This window comes from Candidatus Poribacteria bacterium (genome assembly GCA_016866785.1).
Lineage (GTDB): Bacteria > Poribacteria > WGA-4E.
Genome location: VGLH01000023.1, coordinates 18,470 through 37,517, shown reverse-complemented (window position 1 = coordinate 37,517; position 19,048 = coordinate 18,470). Strand labels below are relative to the sequence as shown.

The 19,048-nt window shown below is 65.3% G+C and carries 9 protein-coding genes; 5 read left to right on the top strand and 4 right to left on the bottom strand.

What is annotated here, in order from left to right:
* Positions 1-57: 57 nt before the first annotated feature.
* The gene (locus tag FJZ36_05390) at positions 58-1,167 is read right to left on the bottom strand and encodes a TIGR04053 family radical SAM/SPASM domain-containing protein (protein MBM3214329.1); all 1,110 of its coding nucleotides are present in this window, start codon (positions 1,165-1,167) and stop codon (positions 58-60) included.
* A gap of 87 nt (positions 1,168-1,254) precedes the next feature.
* The gene (locus FJZ36_05385; protein MBM3214328.1) at positions 1,255-2,529 is read right to left on the bottom strand and encodes a radical SAM protein; all 1,275 of its coding nucleotides are present in this window, start codon (positions 2,527-2,529) and stop codon (positions 1,255-1,257) included.
* Positions 2,530-2,761: 232 nt separating this feature from the next.
* On the opposite strand from FJZ36_05385, the gene FJZ36_05380 reads away from it, so the two are divergent.
* The 5 genes from FJZ36_05380 to FJZ36_05360 all read left to right on the top strand — a co-directional run bounded on the left by FJZ36_05380 (position 2,762) and on the right by FJZ36_05360 (position 9,679).
* Positions 2,762-3,535, top strand: coding sequence for a LamG domain-containing protein (locus FJZ36_05380; protein ID MBM3214327.1), 774 nt, complete (start codon positions 2,762-2,764; stop codon positions 3,533-3,535).
* A 4-nt stretch (positions 3,536-3,539) separates the two neighbouring features.
* Positions 3,540-4,397 (top strand): LamG domain-containing protein, encoded by an 858-nt coding sequence (locus FJZ36_05375; protein MBM3214326.1) that lies wholly within the window; start codon positions 3,540-3,542, stop codon positions 4,395-4,397.
* Positions 4,398-4,609: 212 nt separating this feature from the next.
* The gene (locus FJZ36_05370; GenBank protein MBM3214325.1) at positions 4,610-6,349 is read left to right on the top strand and encodes a hypothetical protein; all 1,740 of its coding nucleotides are present in this window, start codon (positions 4,610-4,612) and stop codon (positions 6,347-6,349) included.
* A 13-nt stretch (positions 6,350-6,362) separates the two neighbouring features.
* Entirely contained in the window at positions 6,363-9,005 is a 2,643-nt protein-coding gene (locus FJZ36_05365) for an AMP-binding protein (GenBank protein ID MBM3214324.1), read from the top strand.
* Positions 9,005-9,679 carry an HAD family hydrolase gene (locus FJZ36_05360; protein MBM3214323.1) on the top strand — a complete coding sequence of 225 codons (675 nt, stop codon included), beginning with the start codon at positions 9,005-9,007 and terminating at the stop codon, positions 9,677-9,679. The genes FJZ36_05365 and FJZ36_05360 overlap by 1 nt, the downstream gene beginning before the upstream one ends.
* A gap of 12 nt (positions 9,680-9,691) precedes the next feature.
* Here the strand turns inward: FJZ36_05360 and bamA are convergent, their stop codons facing one another.
* Positions 9,692-12,460, bottom strand: a complete 2,769-nt coding sequence (gene bamA, locus FJZ36_05355) for an outer membrane protein assembly factor BamA (GenBank protein MBM3214322.1) — start codon at positions 12,458-12,460, stop codon at positions 9,692-9,694.
* Complete coding sequence (locus tag FJZ36_05350) at positions 12,447-18,953, bottom strand: hypothetical protein (protein ID MBM3214321.1); 6,507 nt, start codon at positions 18,951-18,953, stop codon at positions 12,447-12,449. Before FJZ36_05350 ends, bamA begins: the two co-directional genes overlap by 14 nt.
* Between the last annotated feature and the right edge of the window lie 95 nt (positions 18,954-19,048).

Here is a 19,048-nt window from a genome sequence, read left to right as displayed (position 1 = left end):
CGTGCCATGTGGAATCCCCCGGAGCAGTGTAGCGCACCTGCCGGAGAACGGCACGCCTCAGACGGACGCCATTGCCTCCATCATCGGGTCGTGGTTGCACATGGGTTCGGACGCGAGGTAGTCCCCCGTCAGCGCGTAGGCGCGCCCTCGGTTCCCGCCGCACACGACGCGGTACTCGCACCGCCCGCACTTGCCCTTGAGCAAGTCGGGATCGCGCAGTTCGCGGAAGAGCGGCGCGTTCCGGTAGATGTCTACCAGCGACTTCACGCGCACGTTGCCGTCACAAATCGGCAGGAACCCACTGGGGTACACGTCGCCAACATGCGAGACGAACACCAGGCCCTTGCCGTCGTTGACGCCCTGCATCGGGCGATGCAGTCCGTCCGCATACCGGAATCCGGCTCCTGCGAAGCGCACGGGTCCGCGTTCACCCGATTCGCGCTGAGCTTGCCGCTCGCGCTGGATCGCGACGCGCCGGAAGTGCTGGGCGGCCGTCGCCTTGATGTCGAACGGCGCGTGCTTGGAGAGCTCCCACAGCCAGTTGAAGACCTCCTCGTGCTCCTCGGCGGTGATCATGTCGGCGGTCTGACCTCTGCCCGTCGGGACGAGGAAGAACACGGACCACTGGACGATCCCGTACTTTTCGAGGAAGGGGGTCATGTCGTCCAACTTGTCGCGGTTGTACCGGCTGACGGTCGTGTTGACCTGCAAGCTCATGCCGAGGTCCTGCGCCGTCTCGAGAATCTCCATCGTCCGCGCGAACGAGCCGGCGAACCCCCGGAAGAAATCGTGTGTCTGCGCGTCGGGTCCGTCGAGGCTGAGCGCGATCCGCAGCACGCCGACGTCGCGGACGCGTTCGAGGCGCTCGCGCGTGACGAGCGCGGTTGCCGTCGGGGTCAGCGACGTGCGCAGCCCGAGCTGGACGCTCTTGCCCAGCAGGTCGAACAGATCGCGGCGCATCATCGGGTCGCCGCCCGTGAACACCATGATCGGGTTACCGAACGACTTGATGTCTTCGAGGAGCTTGAACCCCTCCTCGGTCGTCAGCTCGTCGGCATGGCGGCGATGCTGCGCTTCGGCGCGACAGTGGACGCATGCGAACGCGCACGCGCGCGTGACCTCCCAGATGACCGTGAAGGGCGATTCGTTGAAGTCGATCTCGGTCATCCGGGCGTTCATGTGCCGCCGATCCGCATCCGCCTTCTCGTGGAGATTCCCGTTCACGCGCGGCTCCTTCTCGACCCGCTCAGGCGGCTACGCCGTGTGTGTGGCGGACTGGGACTGGGGAGAGTTCACCTGAATGGGAACCAAGAACTCGGCAGCGGCGGCGGCTTCGGGGGTTCCCGGCTGGATGCCGCACTCCTCGTCGGTCAGGTAGCAGCCGGGGTCGGGAGCGAGCGGATCGCCGAAGTAGCTCTCCGCTCGGATCCGCAGGTTCCCGTTGCAGATCCCCTGCCACTTGCAGACGGCGCATCTGCCCTTCAGGTGGCTCTTGCGATCCTTGAGGATCGCCAGATAGGGATGGGTGCGATCCATCCAGATGTCGCCGAAGGCGCGCTCGCGCACGTTGCCGAACGTGTGTTCCCACGAGAACTGGTCGGGATGGACGTTGCCTCTCGGATCGACCGCCGCTATGGCGATGCCGGACTGGTTCCCACCGTTCCACTGGAGCAGCTTGAGGACGTCTTCCGCGCGGTCGGGATCGTCTTCCCGGAGCCGCATGTAGAGGTAGGCGTTGTCCGTGTGGTTGTCGACGGTCAGCAGGTCGAGATCGATGCCGCGCTGGTGGAACAGCCGCGCCTGCTCGAAGATCAGGTCGAGTGCCGACCGCGTCTCCTCCGGCGTCAGGTCATAGCGGCTCAGCTTCTCGCCGCGCCCGGCATACGCCAGGTGGTAGATGCAGCAACGCGGGATGCTTTCCTGCGCCATCAGCTCGAAGATCGCCGGAAGTTCCTGGACGTTCTTCGCGTGAACCGTGAAGCGCAGCCCGACCCGCACGCCTCGGTCGCGGACCCGTCGCAGTCCTTCGAGCGTGTCCTCGAACGCGCCCTTGACCCCCCGGATGCGGTCATGCACGGCGCCGATGCCGTCGAGGCTGATGCCGGCGTAGGTGAACCCCGCGTCGCGGATGCGGTCCGCCGTCTCGTCGTCGATGAGCGTCCCGTTCGTCGAGAGGACGGCTCGGAGCCCGACCCCGCGAGCGTGCTCGGCGATCTCGAAGAGGTCGGGGCGCATCAGGGGTTCGCCGCCGGAGAAGAGCACGGTGGGAACCTTGTAGGCGGCGAGGTCGTCCATGAACCGCATCGCCTCGTCGGTCGTCAGCTCGCCGGGGTATTCCTGGTTCCGCGAGTTCGCGTAGCAGTGGATGCAGCGCAGATTGCATCGCTGCGTGCAGTTCCACACGACGACGGGCTTCTTGTCGTCGGAATAGTGGAGGAGGTGGGCGGGACCCCGGGCGGTGGATCGCCCGTATCGCAGCGCATCTCCGGTTGTCACCGTGCCGTTCAGAAGGCGTGAGATTCCAATCATCTGCTGGATGCCTCCCTGGATGTCCCACCCGAGTCGGTCTCTCCCTCACGCGAAGTTATAGCCCGTCATCGCGCCAGTGGGAAGTCAACCGCGCCGCGTCGGAGCCACCGAGACCTCCCCCCGTTGCGGTGCCTGCTCTCGCTTGCTAGACTGTAGGCATAGTTGCGCCGGACGGCGCCCGCAATCTCTGTGGGGGTCCAGCGCTCGCTGACTGGATCGGAAGGGAACCTGCATGAGACGTATCGCGATATCGGTATTTGCGTTCGTCCTCTTCGCTGGGGCGCACTTGGCTTCGGCGCTGGACACGAACGGGTTGGTGCTCTACCTCCCGTTCGATGAAGGTTCCGGAGAAATCGCGAAGGACGAATCGGGCAACAAGAACGACGGCAAGTTCTCGGGCAAGGTGAGCTGGGTCGCGGGGAAGTTCGGGAAGGCGGTCAAGGTCACCGAAGACGCCCCCGCAAACATGGTCGTCGTCAAGAACAGCGCCTCGCTGAACCTGGGCAAGGCGGCGTCGCTGGTCGCCTGGTGCAATCTGGAATCGATGCCGGATAGCCACAACTCGATCATCACCAAAGCCGATACGTGGATGATCCATCTGAGCAACTGGCGGGGCCCTGCATTCGAGTGGGAGCCGCTGTTCTGGACGCCGGCGTTCGTCGCGTGGCAGACGGCGGCAAGCGTCAATATCGCCAAATCGGAGTGGCACCACATCGTCGGGACGTGGGATGGCAAGCAGGTTCTGACGTACATCGACGGCGTCGAGAAGGGTAAGTACGCTCAAGCCGGCAACTCGATCGCCGACACGCCCGCTGACGTGGTGATCGGGCGCGACAGCCGTGGCTGCTGCAACGCGCGCAAGGCGACGATGTCCGTGGACGATGTGATGGTGTGGAACCGGGCGATCACTGCCGCTGAGGTCAAGGAGATCTACGGAGGCAACTTCCTCTCGGTCGATCCGAGGGCGAAGGCGGCAACGACATGGGCGGCTCTGCGCGCCGAGTAGCCACATGAACGCGCCGGTTGACGGCGACGCGAGCGTCTGGTACGTTAGGCTCGACCGGACGACAATACGGGTCAGGGATCAAGGAGAGAGTGCCATGAAGCGATGGGCGATGGGACTTGCGTTGCTGCTTGGGGTCGGTATCCACGCCGCGCAGGCTCTCGATACGAAGGGGCTTGTGCTCTACCTGCCGTTGGACGAGGGAACGGGCAAAGTCGCCAACGACATCTCCGGCACTGGCAATCACGGTGCTCTGACGGGCGATGTCCAGTGGGTGACGGGCAAACACGGCAAGGCGGCGATGGTGAGCGATGCCGCCGCCGGAAACATGATCGTCGTCAAGCACCATGCGTCGCTGCAGGCGAAGGGCGCGTTGACGCTCGCCGCCTGGGCAAAGGTGGACACGGCGCCGGATTCCCACGTCTCGATCATCACAAAGGCTGACACGTGGATGATCCACGTGAGCAACTGGCAGGGTCCCGGTCTCGAATGGGAGCCTCTTTACTGGACGCCTGATTTCGTCGCATGGCAGACGAAGGCGAGCAAGAACGTCCCGATGAAGGAATGGCACCACATCGTCGGCGTCTTCGATGGCACGAACGTCATCAACTACATCGACGGCAAGGAAGCCGGTCGAGTCGCCCAGAAGGGCGAAGTGAAGGTCTCGACTGTCGATGTCGTCATCGGGCGCGACAGCCGAGGCTGCTGCGCAGCGCGGAAGTCGACGATGACGGTCGATGACGTGATGGTCTTCACGCGTGCGGTGACCGCCGCCGAAGCCGGCGAGATCATGAACTACACGCCGACCGCCGTCGAGCCCTCCGGCAAGCTCGCAGCGATGTGGGCTCAGGTGAAGTCGCAGTAGCCCGCGAGACATGCAGGCTCGTTTCCGATGGCGGAGAGGACGGCTGTCTTCTCCGCCTTCGCGTGCCCCGAACGTCGCCCGAAGCTCGGCGATGATTGATTTCTGACTTCGTGTCATTTCTTGACTTCGATATTGCCGTGTGCTAGCGTTCTGCGCGGTCAGCCGCCCTGGGCTGCCATGGCGTAGAACCGCAGTGCCGCCGAGGACGCATCGTGACCGACCGGATCAGGCAGTTTCTCGGACGACGGTGTGTTCTCATCACGGGGTCCACCGGGTTTCTCGGCAAGCCCCTTGTCGAGAAGCTGCTCCACACCGCACCGGACATCGACCGCATCTATCTGCTCATACGATCGCGATCCGGCGGAAAGGGGGAGCCGCAATCCGCCCAAGAGCGCTTCGAGCGCGAGATCCTGGCTACCGGAGCCTTCAATCGCCTTAAAGAGACCTGGGGCAAGGACTTCCGGTCGCGGATCGCCGAGAAGGTGCGCGTCGTCGATGGCGACATTTCCGCCTCGCATCTCGGTCTCTCAGACGAGGACTGGGCAGAACTCACCTCGCGCGTTCAGGTCGTCATCAATAGCGCAGCGGTCGTCGTGTTCGACGAACGACTCGATGCCGCCGTCGAACTGAACACGCTAGCTCCTCGACGCCTCGTTGAGTTCGCACAGGCTTGTCGCGACGCGATCCTCCTCCACGTTTCCACGGCTTACGTGAATGGCACGAACCCGGATGTCGCCCCGGAGGCTCTGCTGCCTGTCGAGGGCAAGGTTCCCGAAGGTTGGCGCGGGCCCGTGCTCCCAGCCGATCTCGCCTCCGAAGTCGCCCACTTGCAGAGCCTATGCCGCCAGGCTGAGGCTGCGGCGCAGGAACCGGAGCGCATGCGGTCGTTCGTCCGCGAGGCGATGCACGTGGCGCGCGCGGAGGGAAAGACGCGCGACGGCGAGTATGTCCGCAGCCAGACGGCGACGATTCAAGAGCGGTGGACCAAGGAACGGCTCATCCAGGTCGGCATGGAACGCGCGAAGGCACGCGGCTGGAACGACACCTACACGTTCACCAAGGCGATGGGCGAGCAGATGGTCGCGCAGACGCGCGGCGATCTGCCGACGGCAATCATCCGCCCGTCGATCATCGAAAGCAGCCTCGTGGAACCGGAACCGGGGTGGATCGACGGCCTTCGCATGGCGGACCCGATCATCGTCGCATTCGGCAAGGGTCGCGTGCCGGACTTCCCGGCGGATCCGTCCATCGTGATGGACCTGATCCCCGTCGATTTCGTGGTCAACGCGATGCTGGCGGCGCTTCCAGACACCGCTGAGAAAGGCGGCCTCAGCGTCTATCAGGTTGCCACGGGTACTCGGAACCCCTTGCGCTTCCGAGCGCTGTACGACCACACGCGGGCGCACTTTCGGGCGGAGCCGATGCTCGACCGAAACGGTCTGCCGGTCACACTCCGCGAATGGTCATTCCCAGATACGGCTACGTTCCGTCGGCGTCATCGACGACGCTACCTGATGCCGTTGCGAGCGTGCTTGGCATTCGTGGAGTGGCTGCCGAGGAACAAGCGCACGCGCCGCTGGCGGTTCAGGGTCGGCGCGTTGCTGAGCGCCGCGGAGCGACTCGACTACTACACGGTCATCTACGGACCCTACATCCACCACTCCTATCTCTTCGATACGACCCGGACACAGCGCCTGTTCGAGGCGTTGCACGCGGATGAGAAGGTCGCCTATCCCTTTGACACGACGACCATCGACTGGCACGACTACATCGAACGCGTGCACATACCGGGTCTGAAGCGTAACGTCCTGAAGATGGGTCAAGGCCCCGTGCGGGCTCCGATCGCCGAGGAAGAGATCCTCGACGCTCGGGTTCCGTCGGGCTCCGACGACCGCGCCTCGGTCTCCGCGATCGAGGACGACGACAACGACCGGGGCGGCGCGTCCGTCTGACGCGGCAGTCCTGGTGGAACGGAGTCTGGAGCTGGCGCTTCCTGCTCTCCCGGACGAAACCACTTTGACGGCACTGCTGGCGGGCACTGTCCGTACCCACGGCGATAAGGTCGCTTTGCGGATCCAGCGAGACCGCGCGTGGACCGAAGTCACGTACGGCACGCTCTTCGAGCAGTCGCAGCGTTTGGCAGCCGATCTGGTCGCCAGTGGCTACTCTCCTGGGTCGCGTGCGATCCTCTATGCCGAGAGCCAGCCCGAATGGGTCATCGCCTACTTCGGCTGCACTGCCGCCGGAATGACCGTGGTTCCCCTCGATCCGCAGACGCCGTTCGACGAAGTCCACGCCATTGCCCGGTTCACAGACGCCCGGCTGATCTTCCACTCGCAGGCGGTGTTGGCGAACGCCCCGAGCGCGATGGGCACAGACCCGACGTTCGATCTGCCGGACGTGCGGCGAGTCGAAGACCTCGCCGGTCAACTGCCGCCGAGGGTATCCGACAAGACGACCGACCTCGGAACGCCATCGGAGTCGGCGTCGATCATTTTCACAGCCGGTACGACGGTCGATCCGAAGGGCGTGGTTCTGACGCATCGGAACTTCGTCGCCAACATGCAGAGCGTTTCTGCCGTGCTGGAGCCGTTCGAGACGGACGAGTTCCTGTCGATCCTGCCGCTGAACCATGCGTTCGAGTTCACGAACGGTTTGCTGATTCCGATTGCCACTGGCGCAACCGTGACCTATTCCGGCTCGCTGAAACCCCGCAACATCGTGGACACGCTTCAGCGGATCCAGGCAACCGTGATGCTCGGGATGCCGCGCGTCTACCAGATGCTGTACGAGACGGTCCGGCGTCGGACCCAGAACGGCGATGGCGACCTCCGTTCCGACCTCCGCATGTTGTTCGGCGACAGCATCCGCGTGCTGGTCAGCGGAGGGGCGGCGCTCGACCCCGACGTATACACCGCGTTCGTCGAAGCGGGCATCCCCATCCACGAGGGCTATGGACTGACTGAAACGGCTCCCGTCCTCACCGTGAATCCGCTCCATCAGACGCGAAAAGGCTCTGTCGGCATGCCCCTGCCTGGTGTGGACCTGCGCATCGAGTCGCCGGATTCCGACGGAATCGGTGAGATCGTCGTCCGGGGATCGAACGTGATGGCGGGCTACTTCCGCAACGAGACGGCGACCGCCAAGGTGCTGCGCGACGGCTGGCTCTACACGGGTGACTTGGGCTACCTCGACGAGCGAGGCTACCTGCACATCACCGGCAGAAGCAAGGATGTCATCGTCACGAGCGCCGGGAAGAACGTCTACCCCGACGAGGTCGAGCTGCTCTACAAGAGCGTGCCGCACGTCCGAGAGATGTGCGTGGTCGGTATCAAGGACGCGCAGCGCCGCGAGGAAGTCCACGGTGTGTTCGTGCTGTCACGCGGCGACGCCCGCGACGCCTCAGTTCGGCAGGAGATCCATGCGTCGTTGGCGGATATCGGCGGGCGGATTCCATCGTATCAGCGGATCCAGCACGTCCATTTCTGGGAACACGAGCTGCCCAAGACGCACCAGATGACCGTGAAGCGCGAGGACGTCCGCTCCCTGCTTTCGGCTGGGGAAGTTCCGTCCGACCCGACCGAAGTTCCGCCGAGCGAGACAGCGCGAACGTGGGAGCAGGGCTCGTGGGAAGCCCAACTGGTGGGCGAGATCGCGCGCATCGCCGGCGTCGATTCGACAGCTATTCAGCCCGGACACGACTTCGACCGCGATCTCAACCTCGACTCGCTGATGAAGGTCGAGCTCCTGGCGATGCTGGAGTCGAACCTCCAGATCCTCCTGCCGGACCATATCGCGCTGAAGTTCCAGACCGTGCAAGACGTGATGGACTACATCGCTCCCCACATGGGAGAGACCCGGGGACCGGAGCCGGCGTTCCAGCGACAAGCGGTGACCTTGGGGGCTCTGCCATCCAAGGAGTACGAGTCTCAGTACCTCGTCAAGTCGCGTCTCCAGAACCTGCTCGCGGGGTTGTTCCGGTTCGGCGCGGGCGTGATGTATCGATCGCTGTTTCATCTGCGGACGACGGGCGTCGAGAACCTGCCGAAGTCGGGTCCCTTCATCATCGCCGCCAATCACTGCAGCCACCTCGACAGCGCCGCGATCCTGACCACGCTGCGTCGCCGCGCCAAAGACACGCATGTCCTAGGCGCCAAAGACTACTTCTTCGATTCCTACGTCAAGGGATGGCTCGTCAGCACGTTCCTGAACGTGCTGCCGTTCGACCGGTACGGCGACTTCGTGCGGAGTCTCGGGCTGTCCCAGCGGGCTGTCGAGATGGGCAGGTCGCTGCTGATCTTCCCGGAGGGCACGCGCTCGCGCACCGGCGAGATTCAGCCGTTCAAGCCCGGACTGGGGCTGCTTGCCCTCGAGCTCGGCGTGCCAATCGTGCCGGCGTATATCGATGGAACCTACCAGGCGCTGCCGAAGGGGCAGTTCCTGCCGCAGTTGGCGCCGGTTCGGGTCCATCTCGGCGAACCGATCACGGTGGAGCCTTACATCGCTCGCCGTGAGCGGGAACCCCACTATCCTCTCTACCGCGAAATCACCTGCCGCGTTCAGGAAAAGGTCGCCGATCTCCGCGCGGCGGCTTCCTCACATTCTTGATGTCAGAGACGCGCCGCGCCGCCGCCTTCTTCGACGTCGACGGCACATTGCTCGACACGAACATCGTCCTGTTCTACGTCCACTACAAGACGCACGGCATGTCCCCGGCTCGCCGCTGGTTCTGGCTCGCGGGGTTCCTGCGCCGCGTGCCGATCCTGCTGCTTGCGGACAAGGTCAGCCGCGCGGGATTCAACCGACTCTTCTACCAGATGTACCAGTCGATGGACGCGGAGGAGGTCAAGCGCCTTGCGGACGATACATTCCCAACGTTCGCCAAGCCACGCTTCTACGCTGAGGGGCTGGCGACGGTTCGAGAGCACCAGCGCCGGGGCGATCCCGTGGTGCTGGTTACCGGCACAGCGGATTTCATCGCCGCTCCCATCGCGAGGCACATCGGTGCGGACGATGTGCGCGCCGCTCGGCTGGAGGAGCGGAACGGCGTCTTCACGGGCAGCCTGATCGGAGAACCCCTGAGCGACGAGCGCAAAGCCGACGCGGTGCGACGCTACGCGGTGGAGCACGACCTGCGTTTGGAGGATTGCGCCGCATACGGCGACAGCTCAGCGGATGCAGCCATGCTGTCGGTCGTCGGGCACCCTGTTGCGGTGAACCCATCGCGGGGGCTTCGTCGGACGGCGCACCAAAAGGGGTGGCGAATCGCGGAGTGGAAGTAGCCGCGACGGACGCTAGAAGGCGTTGCCCAGAGCCACCCACACACGCGTGCTCTTGGGATCGTCGCGCAACTGCACGAATGGGAACGCAACATCGACGCGCGCGGGCCCGATGGGCGTCTGGACTCTCAGCCCGACGCCTGCCGACATCTTGATCGGGTCTCCGCTCACGTCGTCGAGAGATTGCCAGACGTTCCCAGCGTCGGCGAACAGTGCGGTTCCGACGACGCGATAGACGGGAATCCGAAGCTCCGTGCTGGCGAAGGCGAGCACGTCGCCGCGATAATTGCCGTAGGCATCTCGCTTGCCGAGAGATCGCTCCGCGTACCCGCGCACCGACGTGCTCCCGCCCAGGCGGAAGCGCTCCGTCGATGAGATCTCTCGGTCGCTCCCCAGGCGTGACCCGTAGCCAAACCGCGTCTGCGCCGCCCAGACGGTACGACCGAGTCGGGCGAAGTAGCGCATATCCGCCGTCGCCCGAAGGAACTGGCTCTCGCCACCGAGAGGTCCGCCCGACACTTCGACGCTCGCCTCGTGGAACCAGCCGCGAGTCGCGTCGAACAGGCTGTCTCGCGTGTCGCGCTGAAAGGACGCCCCCAACCCGCTCAATGTGGGCAGCACGCCGACCGACTCGACCGTCGAGCCCTCCTTGGGATCGGTCAGAGAGAAGCGCTGATACCGGTAATTGAGGGACATCAGATTGTGCCGGTACACGGTGCGGCTCAGGTTGGCGAGTCCGCCGGTCGTTAACGTGTTGTCCTGCTCTTCGAGGTCGTCTCGGAAGGCTCGCACCGTCGTGCGGGTGCGCGTCCAGACCGTCCACGGCTCGACGAACGTCGCCTCGTAGCGGCTGCCCAAGGTTCCCAGCCGCACCTTGCCTCCGATCCGGCGACCCGACCCTAGCAGGTTCCGCTGAACCACCTCGAGGGTTCCGCGAACGCCCTCGGATGGGCTGTACCCGCCGCTGACGTTGACGGAACCCGCGCCTCTCTCTCGGACAACGATGCGGATATCGACGACCTCTCGCGCTTCGTAGAACCCGGACGGCGTCATCTGAACGGTCGAGAAGAACCCGAGCCGCAGGATACGCTGGCGACTCTCTGCGAGCTTCGGGGCGCTGTAGAGGGCGCCTTCGCGGACGAGGAGCTCGCGGAGGATGACATAAGGTCGGGTCTTCGGGTTCTCGTTCAGGAACCGGACGCTGACGGCTCCGATGCGGACGAGCCTGCCCTCGGTGACGTGATACACCAGCCGCCCCGACGCCGGATCGAACTCCGGCGAGGGCACGTCTGCATACGGGTAGCCGCGCGCCGAGTAGTGTTCGCGAATCCGAACGCGGTCGGCGACCACCTTCTCGTCGTCATAGGGATCGCCGACCCGAGAAGTCAGCCGCCCCAGAAGCTCGCTGGTGCGCACCGCCGTGTTCCCCTGCACACCGACCGCCCGAACGACCCACTGCGGACCCTCCTGCACGCGGACGACGACGACGAGCTTCCTGCTGCTGTCCTCGAGCCGCGCATCGCCGAACGTCCGCACGGCGCGGTATCCCTGGGAGCGGTAGAAGACCTCGAGCACATTGCGGTCGGCGTCCAGCACGAGCGGATCGAAGATGCCGCGACTCGACCATCTGCCCAGCAGCGGAACCCAAGTCCATCTTCCTCGTGAGCGCGTGCGCATTCGTGACGTGAGCGCGTGCGACGAGAAAGCTCCGTTGCCCTCGATCCGTACTTCGTCGATGTAGCGGCGCTCAGACTCTTGGATGGGAAAGGTGACCGTCATCGTGGATTCGGTCTCGTACACCGTGGGCGTGTCGATCTGCGCCTGAAAGTACCCTTCGCGCAGGTAGAGCGTTCTCAGGTCGGCGGCGGCTTTACGGAAGCCGAACGCGTTCACGCTCTCGAGCTGAACCCGGCGTCGCAGCTCGTCATCGCTGAACGCCAGGTTGCCGTCGAACTGGAGCTCCACCTTCCTGCTCTCGCGCACGGTGATCCTGACGGAAGCCCGGTTGGACGTCGCATCGTACGTGGCGATTGGTGGATCGACATCGACAGCGAGGTAGTTCCCGCGCCGGTAGTAGGCTCTCAGCCGTGTGGCGTAGCCTTCCGCATCGACGGCGGAGTATGGCGCGCCTTCGCGGTAGCCGATTGCGTCGATCAGGTCCTTCTCTCGATACGCACGGGCGCCGTCAATACTGAGGGGCCCGAAGACAGCCAGCGGGCCCTCGTTGATGCGATAGAGAATTTCAGCCGTCTTGCCGGGCACACGGGCTCCGCTCTCGATGCGGGTCTGGAAGTAGCCCCGACGCAGATAGGCGGCGCGTAGGGCTTCCACGTCGCGGAGAAGCAGGTTCGGAGCGTATTCGGTGCCCTGCTTCAGCGTGACTTCCGACAGTAGTACCGCCGTGGTCAGCGCGCTGTTTCCGATGATCGAGAGCGATGAGACGAACGTCTTGGCGGTGAGGTGGAATCGAAGGCGAACGCCGCCGACGTCTTCGGTCGCGAAGGCTTCGACCTGGCTGAACAAGCCGGTCGCGTAGAGGTCTTCCACCGCCTTGCGCGTCGCGTACGGCGAGTAGATCGTCCCGGACAGCTCCGATGCGCGGGAGCCCAACTGTCGACGATCCGACGGCACGTCGCCGAAGAAGTCCACCGAGGTGATCACTCGGTCGCTGCCTTGGGCGTGTAGGGCAACGGCGACCAGCGCCGGAAGCGCCCAGAAGACCGCCAAGCGCCAGCGTCGAGCCATCGAACGCGGCTTACCGGAACTCATCTTACCGGAACTCATGGGAGAACTTCAGGTCGACACCGTACTTCCCCTGTTCGTTCCGCTCGCCGATGAATGCCAGGTTGTCGTTGACGGTGTATTCGACCTCGACGCGCTGCTCCTGATCGAGCTGGAGAGTCGATGCGTAAGTGATGGCGAACCGCGACGACACATCCTTCGTCAGCGAGAACCGCGAGCCCTCGATGCCGCTGGAGGCGACATCGACGTCGAGCGTGCGCAGCCCGAGAACTCGGGCGAACCGACCGCCAAGATAGGATTCCGCCCCTTCTTTCAGCAGATTCTGCCCCGCCGTTGAGAGCGCCGTATCGCTTCCCTGCGCGATGAGGGTCGCGTCGCCGAAGGTGAGGAGCGAGATGCCCTGCTGCGTGTCGAGAGGGAACTCCTCGCCTTGGGCGCGGTTCAGCACGGTCGCGGCGAACTCCGGCGGTTGCCCCTGCTCCAGTCTCCCGCGTAGCGTCACCTGGACGCGCACGTCGCGTACCTGAGGTCGTCCTTGCCCATCCGGGATGCGGACGTTGCGAAGGGGCTCCACGGTAGTCGCCACGACCGTGTACTCCGGATCGAACACGCCGGCGTCCGTGCTGGTCACCTGCCCGGAGTCGATGCGGAACCGATTGCCCAGATAGGAGAACTCGCCGGTCAGCACCGCCACTTCGCCGACGAAGACCGGCTCGCTCACCAGTCCGAAGACTCGACCATCGACGCGCGCCTCGATCTCTCCGACGCCGGTGTCCACGACGACATCTCGTTCCGCCTGGATGCCGACGTCGAGCTCCATGCCTCGCAGGATCGGTACGTTGTACATCGCCTTGCGGCGAACGCGCGTCATGGCGCTGAGGTTCTCCGTCACGAACTCGCGCCAGTCCTGCTCGTACCGCACGTTCTTGGGCATCACGTCGCCGCGCACGACGACATGATCGAGCGGACCGACGATGCGGGCGGTGGCGTCGACGGTCGTTCGGTATTCGCCAGGCTGGTAGAACGTCACGCCCTGGATGCTCCCGCGCAGATCGACCGACTTGGGCATGCCCTTTTCGAGGTTCAGCCGGGCGCTGTCGATGGCGAACCTGCCGCCGTTGAACAGCCCGGTGACCTGGCGACCTGGTTGGAGCTCGAGAACGTCGCCGTGCAATGTCAGGTCGGCGCTGGCATCCGATACGAAAAGATAGTTCGATGGCATGTCCAGCGCCAGGTTCCGCACCTGGATCGACCCCTGATAGAGTGGCGCTTCGAGTCTGCCCCCGAGCGTGATGTGCGCGGTACCGGTTCCATCCGCCCGCTGCACGATCGCCGGGAAGAGCGCCGGCACGAAGTCGAAGTTGCGGAGATCGGAATCGAGCTGCAGTTGGAAGTCGCGGTCGAGCACGCCGACCTTGCCGTTCAGCGGACTCAGCTCGAACGGGATGTCCCCGCCGACTCGGACCTCGCTCCCGCTGACGAGGAATCTGCCTTGCTCCACCGATAGCGCGCGATTCGCGTAGGTGACGAGGAGCGACAGGTCCTGAACGGCGACGGAGTTCATCTGCAGGTTCTCGGCGCTGGCGGACAGCGCGAGACGCGGCGCGCGCTCGGTGCCGGAGAGCCGCGCATCGAACCGGAACCCGCCCTTGAGCGTGGGAACCGGAGCGTCCTCGGGTCGCGGCAGATGAGCGACGATCCACTCGTTCAGATAGTGCGTGCCGATGCGCCCGGAGACTTCGACGTTCATCGAGCGCGACAGGTCGGACGTTCCGCGCAGACGGACCAGGAGCTCACGCGTCGGGCTCCCGAAATGGCGCACCACCAGCGGGCTCAGCGGCTGCGGCAGGATGCGCGCGAGCCACGTGGACGGTTCCTCCGACCGCAAAGCATCCCACGCATCCCGCGTCATCGAGCCGAGCTCGAGCGTGTTCTTCTGGAGCCGAGCGACGAGCGCGTCGTCGTTGACGATGTGGTAGCCGGAAGCATCGGCAGTCATGTCGCGCACGACCAGCGCCGCCGTGACATTCCGCGCTGCCGCCACGAAGCGGTCGAAGGCGTCGGATTCGGCGGAAGCCGAAGCAAGCGCGCTGCGCAGGTCGATCTGCGCCGATAGATCGCCGGTGGCGCGCGTCGTTGTGGAACCTTGCGACGCCGTCGGCATCCACGATTCGAGGGACGCGTCGACGAAGCTCAGAACCGTGTTCAGGGATACGGGCCTGAGCCCGTCGAGTGCCAGACGCGTGTTGCGCGCCGAGTAGGAGGCGTCGCGCACACGGAAAGAGAGGTCATCGACCACGATGGCATCGCCGGTCGCGTTCAGCGCGCATGTCGCCTGTTCGACCGGGGTGTCATTGCCTCTCAGGCGAAGGCTCGCGTTCGTGACCGCGCCGGACCCGTAGACCAACGGCTTGGAAGAGGTCCCGCCGACTCGGAGGTCGAGTCCCGCCGTGCCGGACGCCTCCTCGACTGCAGGAACCACCAGAGGCAGGAATCCGAGCTGAACGGCGTCCGTGCGGATCGTGACATCGACCGGCTGGTCGGTGGCTCGCACAAAGGGTTGGCTGGGTCTGGAGCCGATAGACAACGGGACGGAGCCCTGCACCAGCAGATGGCTGCCATAGGAGGCGATGTCCCAGTTGCCGAGAGCCAGCGCCTTGCCGTCGTATTCGACCTTGCCAGCGAAGGCGTCGACGGCGGCGGTTCCGATCTTCGCCTCGCCGAGCTGCCACTCGGCGCGGAATCGGGGTTCCTCTGGCGTACCCGACACGGACAGCCCGCCGGACAAGGCTCCCATCAACGTCGGCTTGCCCGGCACGGCATCGCGGAACAGCGCGATGTCGAGGTCTCGAAGCGCCAACCGGAGATCGAGGCTCTGCGGCAGTGAGATGTTCCCGTCCAACTGGGCGGTTCGGTCGCCGTCGGCGAGGACGAAGCGCCGCACGTGGATCGCTTCGCCGTCGTACTCGGCGGCGATGTCATCGCGGTTCGTCAGCTTGGACTCGCCGCCGCCGACCGTGAGGCGAGGCGACCGGAGTTCAGCCCGCCACGTCTTGGGATCGACGCCTTCGCCGGTCACGCGCAGCGTCGCATCGGCGACGGCGCTGAGCGGCACGTCAGGGACGGCGAGGGCTTCCGTCCAGTCGGCGAGCGATACGTCCTGCGCCGTCACGGTGACGGACGTGCGCAGTCGGCTGGCATCGAGGGGGTTGCGCAGGTAGTCGGCGTCGAGCGGGTAAGCGATCTCGCCGATCGCCGCGAACGACCCTTGCCCGAGCCCGGCGGACCCGTCGAGCCGGGCGCGCACGTCACGCGATCCGTCCGGACGCATCACCGTGTCGAACGCGACCGATGCGAGGACATTCGTCGCTGGGATCGACAGCGGCTTCGGCAGGATCGACGAAGCCTTCAGCGCGGCGGAGCCCTGGACGATGGGCTTCTCCAGCGTTCCCGTGACACGGAGGTCCAAGGAAGCCGTGCCGGAGATGGACGCGAGAGACGGCTCCAGCGCGGCAAGCCACGCGGCATCGCCCTTCGGACTGCGAATCCTGACGTCTATGGGCGCGTCGACGACGCGGTCGATCAGCGGGATCAAGAGGAACGACAGGTCGAGCGGAACCTGCCCCGCGACCTCGAACGGCTGCGACCCGACTCGGAACGCCGTCCGCTCGATGCGGATCACCTTGTCGGCGTAGGTGAGCCGTCCGTTGGCGTTTGTCGCCGCCAGCGGAGGGCGCGTTGTCCCCAACGTGAGCATGGCTTCGGGAATCGTCCACTCGGTCTCGATGATGGGCTCGCGTGTCGTGCCCTGGACCCGCAGCCGATAGGTTCCAGCCCCGCTGATGCGATCGGGGAACCCCATGAAATCCGCGACCGTTGCGAGGTTGAAGACGCGCGCGTCTACCGAGAAGTCGAGCGGGCGGCTCCAGTCGATCAGACCTTCCGCGAGCACGTCGAAGGGGGACTCCGGGTCTTCGCTCGCCAGTGCGAATCGACCGAGCTCGACGCCGCTCGACGTGATTCTGCCGCGCACGGGCTGAGTCGAAGCGAGCGCGTGACGCTCCGTGCTGAACCGCACGCTGTCGAGGTTCACGTCGGCGGCAAGGTTCTTGGGCTGCCGCAGGTCCCCCGTCACGCGCGCGTCGCCGGCGATGCGCGCCGCCTGCCATCCCTTGCCGGCAGGCGTGCCGGCGAGCCGGATCAACGGCAGAAGGTCGGCGTCTCGGGCTTGGACAACCGCCCGAACCGGGATCGCGTCGGCTTCGAGCGATGCGTCCGCGTCGAGATCGAACGCCCCACTCATGAGCGTACCGCGTCCGTACACCTGCTTCCCGTCGAACAGGAGATTGACCAGGCTGTCGCCGAGATCAGCCGTCCGATAGCGCGCATCGTCGAGCGAAGCCGTGGCTGAGACGGTGGGGTAGGCGTAGGCGGCGTCGGCGCGAGCCTCGAACTCGAGAATGCCGTGAGCGTCTGCCAGGTGCCGAGTCCAGCGCTCGGGTAGCGCGGCGGCGATCTGCTCGAGTGCCGTCGGCTGGTCGAGCCCCAAAGTGAACCCGTACCGCTCAGCGTCGAACGCCGCTCTGCCGATGATCGCGACATCGCCGGCGCTCGCTCGCAGCTCCGGCAGCGACACTTTACCATCGGCGACGACGACTTCCACAGGCTGAACGGCGATACCGACGTCATCGACCGAGATCCGCTTGGGCGAGAGCGAGCCGCTGCCGCTGAGTCGGTCGATGAATCCTTCGAGCGCCAACGAACCGTCGAGCGAGCCCGTGAATCGCACGCCGGGCGCGAACGCATGGACGTAGGGGGCGAGATCGAACGCATGGGATTCGGCAGAAAGGCGTATGCGCGCGGGCGTCTTTCCGTTCGGGGGTTCAACGGTTCCCGTGACGCGGACCTCGCCTTCCGACGATGCCAACCGCGCGTCTGTCAGCGTCAGACGATTGTCCGACCATTCGCCGCGTGCGTTGAGCCCGGCGACGGGCAGCGCTCCGTTGGCGGTGCCCTGCCACTGTGCGGCGAACGTGACCTGGGGACTTGAGGCGTCTCCAGAGACGCGGGCGTCGGCGCTGGCGGGGCCTGTCGCGCGGAAGCCTAGAACGCGCGCCGCCGAAGCGACCTCTGGGGTCGCGCAGGTCACGCGCACGTTCAGCGGCTCTCCATTTTGGGGCATGTCCCCGGTCGCTTCGACCGTCATCCCGGCGAGGTCGCCGGACACCGAGAACGTATCGCCGCGAATTTCATGCCGGATTCGCGTCGGTTCCTCGTCGAAGCGGCGTCCGCCCCAAGATGCGTTCGCGCTCCGCCAGGTTCCCACCGAGGCGATGCCGCTGTCGCGGAGTTCGGCGCGCAGATTGCCGCTTAGCCTGCCGGTAAGGGGTCGCAGCGACGGGTTACCCGACAGTAGAACCTGACGCACGGCTTCGATATCGATGCGGTCCGCCGAAGCCTCGATCTCGGTGAATCCGCTCTCCGTGCCGGTGACTTCGACATCGGCGCGGATGGTTCCGTTGAGCCAGTCAGCCGCGATCGAAGCCACTCGTAGCTCGGAGAGGCGACCGGAGAGCCCGGCGGTGATCTTCGGCAGCGCGAGGTCGCCGACAGCCGCATCCTCGACGGTCAGATCCGCGCTGAGCGCGACATCCGCCGGATCGTCGGCGAGGCGCAGCGATGTCGCGATGAGCGTGCCAGACACCTCTGCGAGTGCGGTCGGGTTGATGTCTCGGACATCCGCGAGCTGGATCGTCGCATCGCCGACGAGCGACAGAGCGACAATCGGCGTCAGAGCCACATCGCCGCGCAGCCCGACGCGCGACTGTCCGACACGTAGCGTGATCGCGTCCGCGTGGATCGCTTGCGGGGACAGCTTGCCCGACGCTGTCGCTGACGCGATCTGCTGGCGCATCGACCCCAACTCGATTGCCCAGGCGTCGGTGGTCAGAGAGAAGCTTCTCGGTTGCTCGATGTCCAGGGGTGGCGTCTGCTCGCTGACGATCTGGATGCCTGACGCATTCAGGCGGGCTTCCGAACCACGATCGACCAGGGCAAGCGTGCCGTTGCGGATGGAGACGTCGCCGAGCTCGACGTCGAAGCCCTGCGAGGGTTCTGCGCCAGGACTGGGAGCCGTCGCGTTGGCGATTGCCCGCTCCAGGTTGAACGGAGCGTCTCGCTCGCGTCGCAGCGCCACCATGACGTCGTCGAGTTCGATCCCATGGACCCGTACGACACGGCGTAGGAGAGGAAGCACGTCGAAGCGCAGGCGCAGGCTTCTGATCGTGAGCATCGGGTCCGCGAACCCAGGATCGGCGACCACGATGTTCTGTGCCTGTACGTCGCCGAAGACGGTTCCCGTCAACGCGCCGATCGACACGGGGAACTGAAGGGATGACGATACCCGACCTTCGACGAAAGGGCGGATGTGGCTTAGGAACCAGGTCGACCGGAGGTACAGGGCACCGACGACGAGCGCGGCGATGACGATCCCCGCGCTGAGTGCAAACCGTCGTCTGACGCGATGCGGGTGCATGGGACGCTGTCTGGGCTTTGATGCTGGCGGATTCAGTCTGAACGTACCACCGCGGATGGAGCGAGTCAAGGCACGGCGGGAAGCCGCAGCGAAGC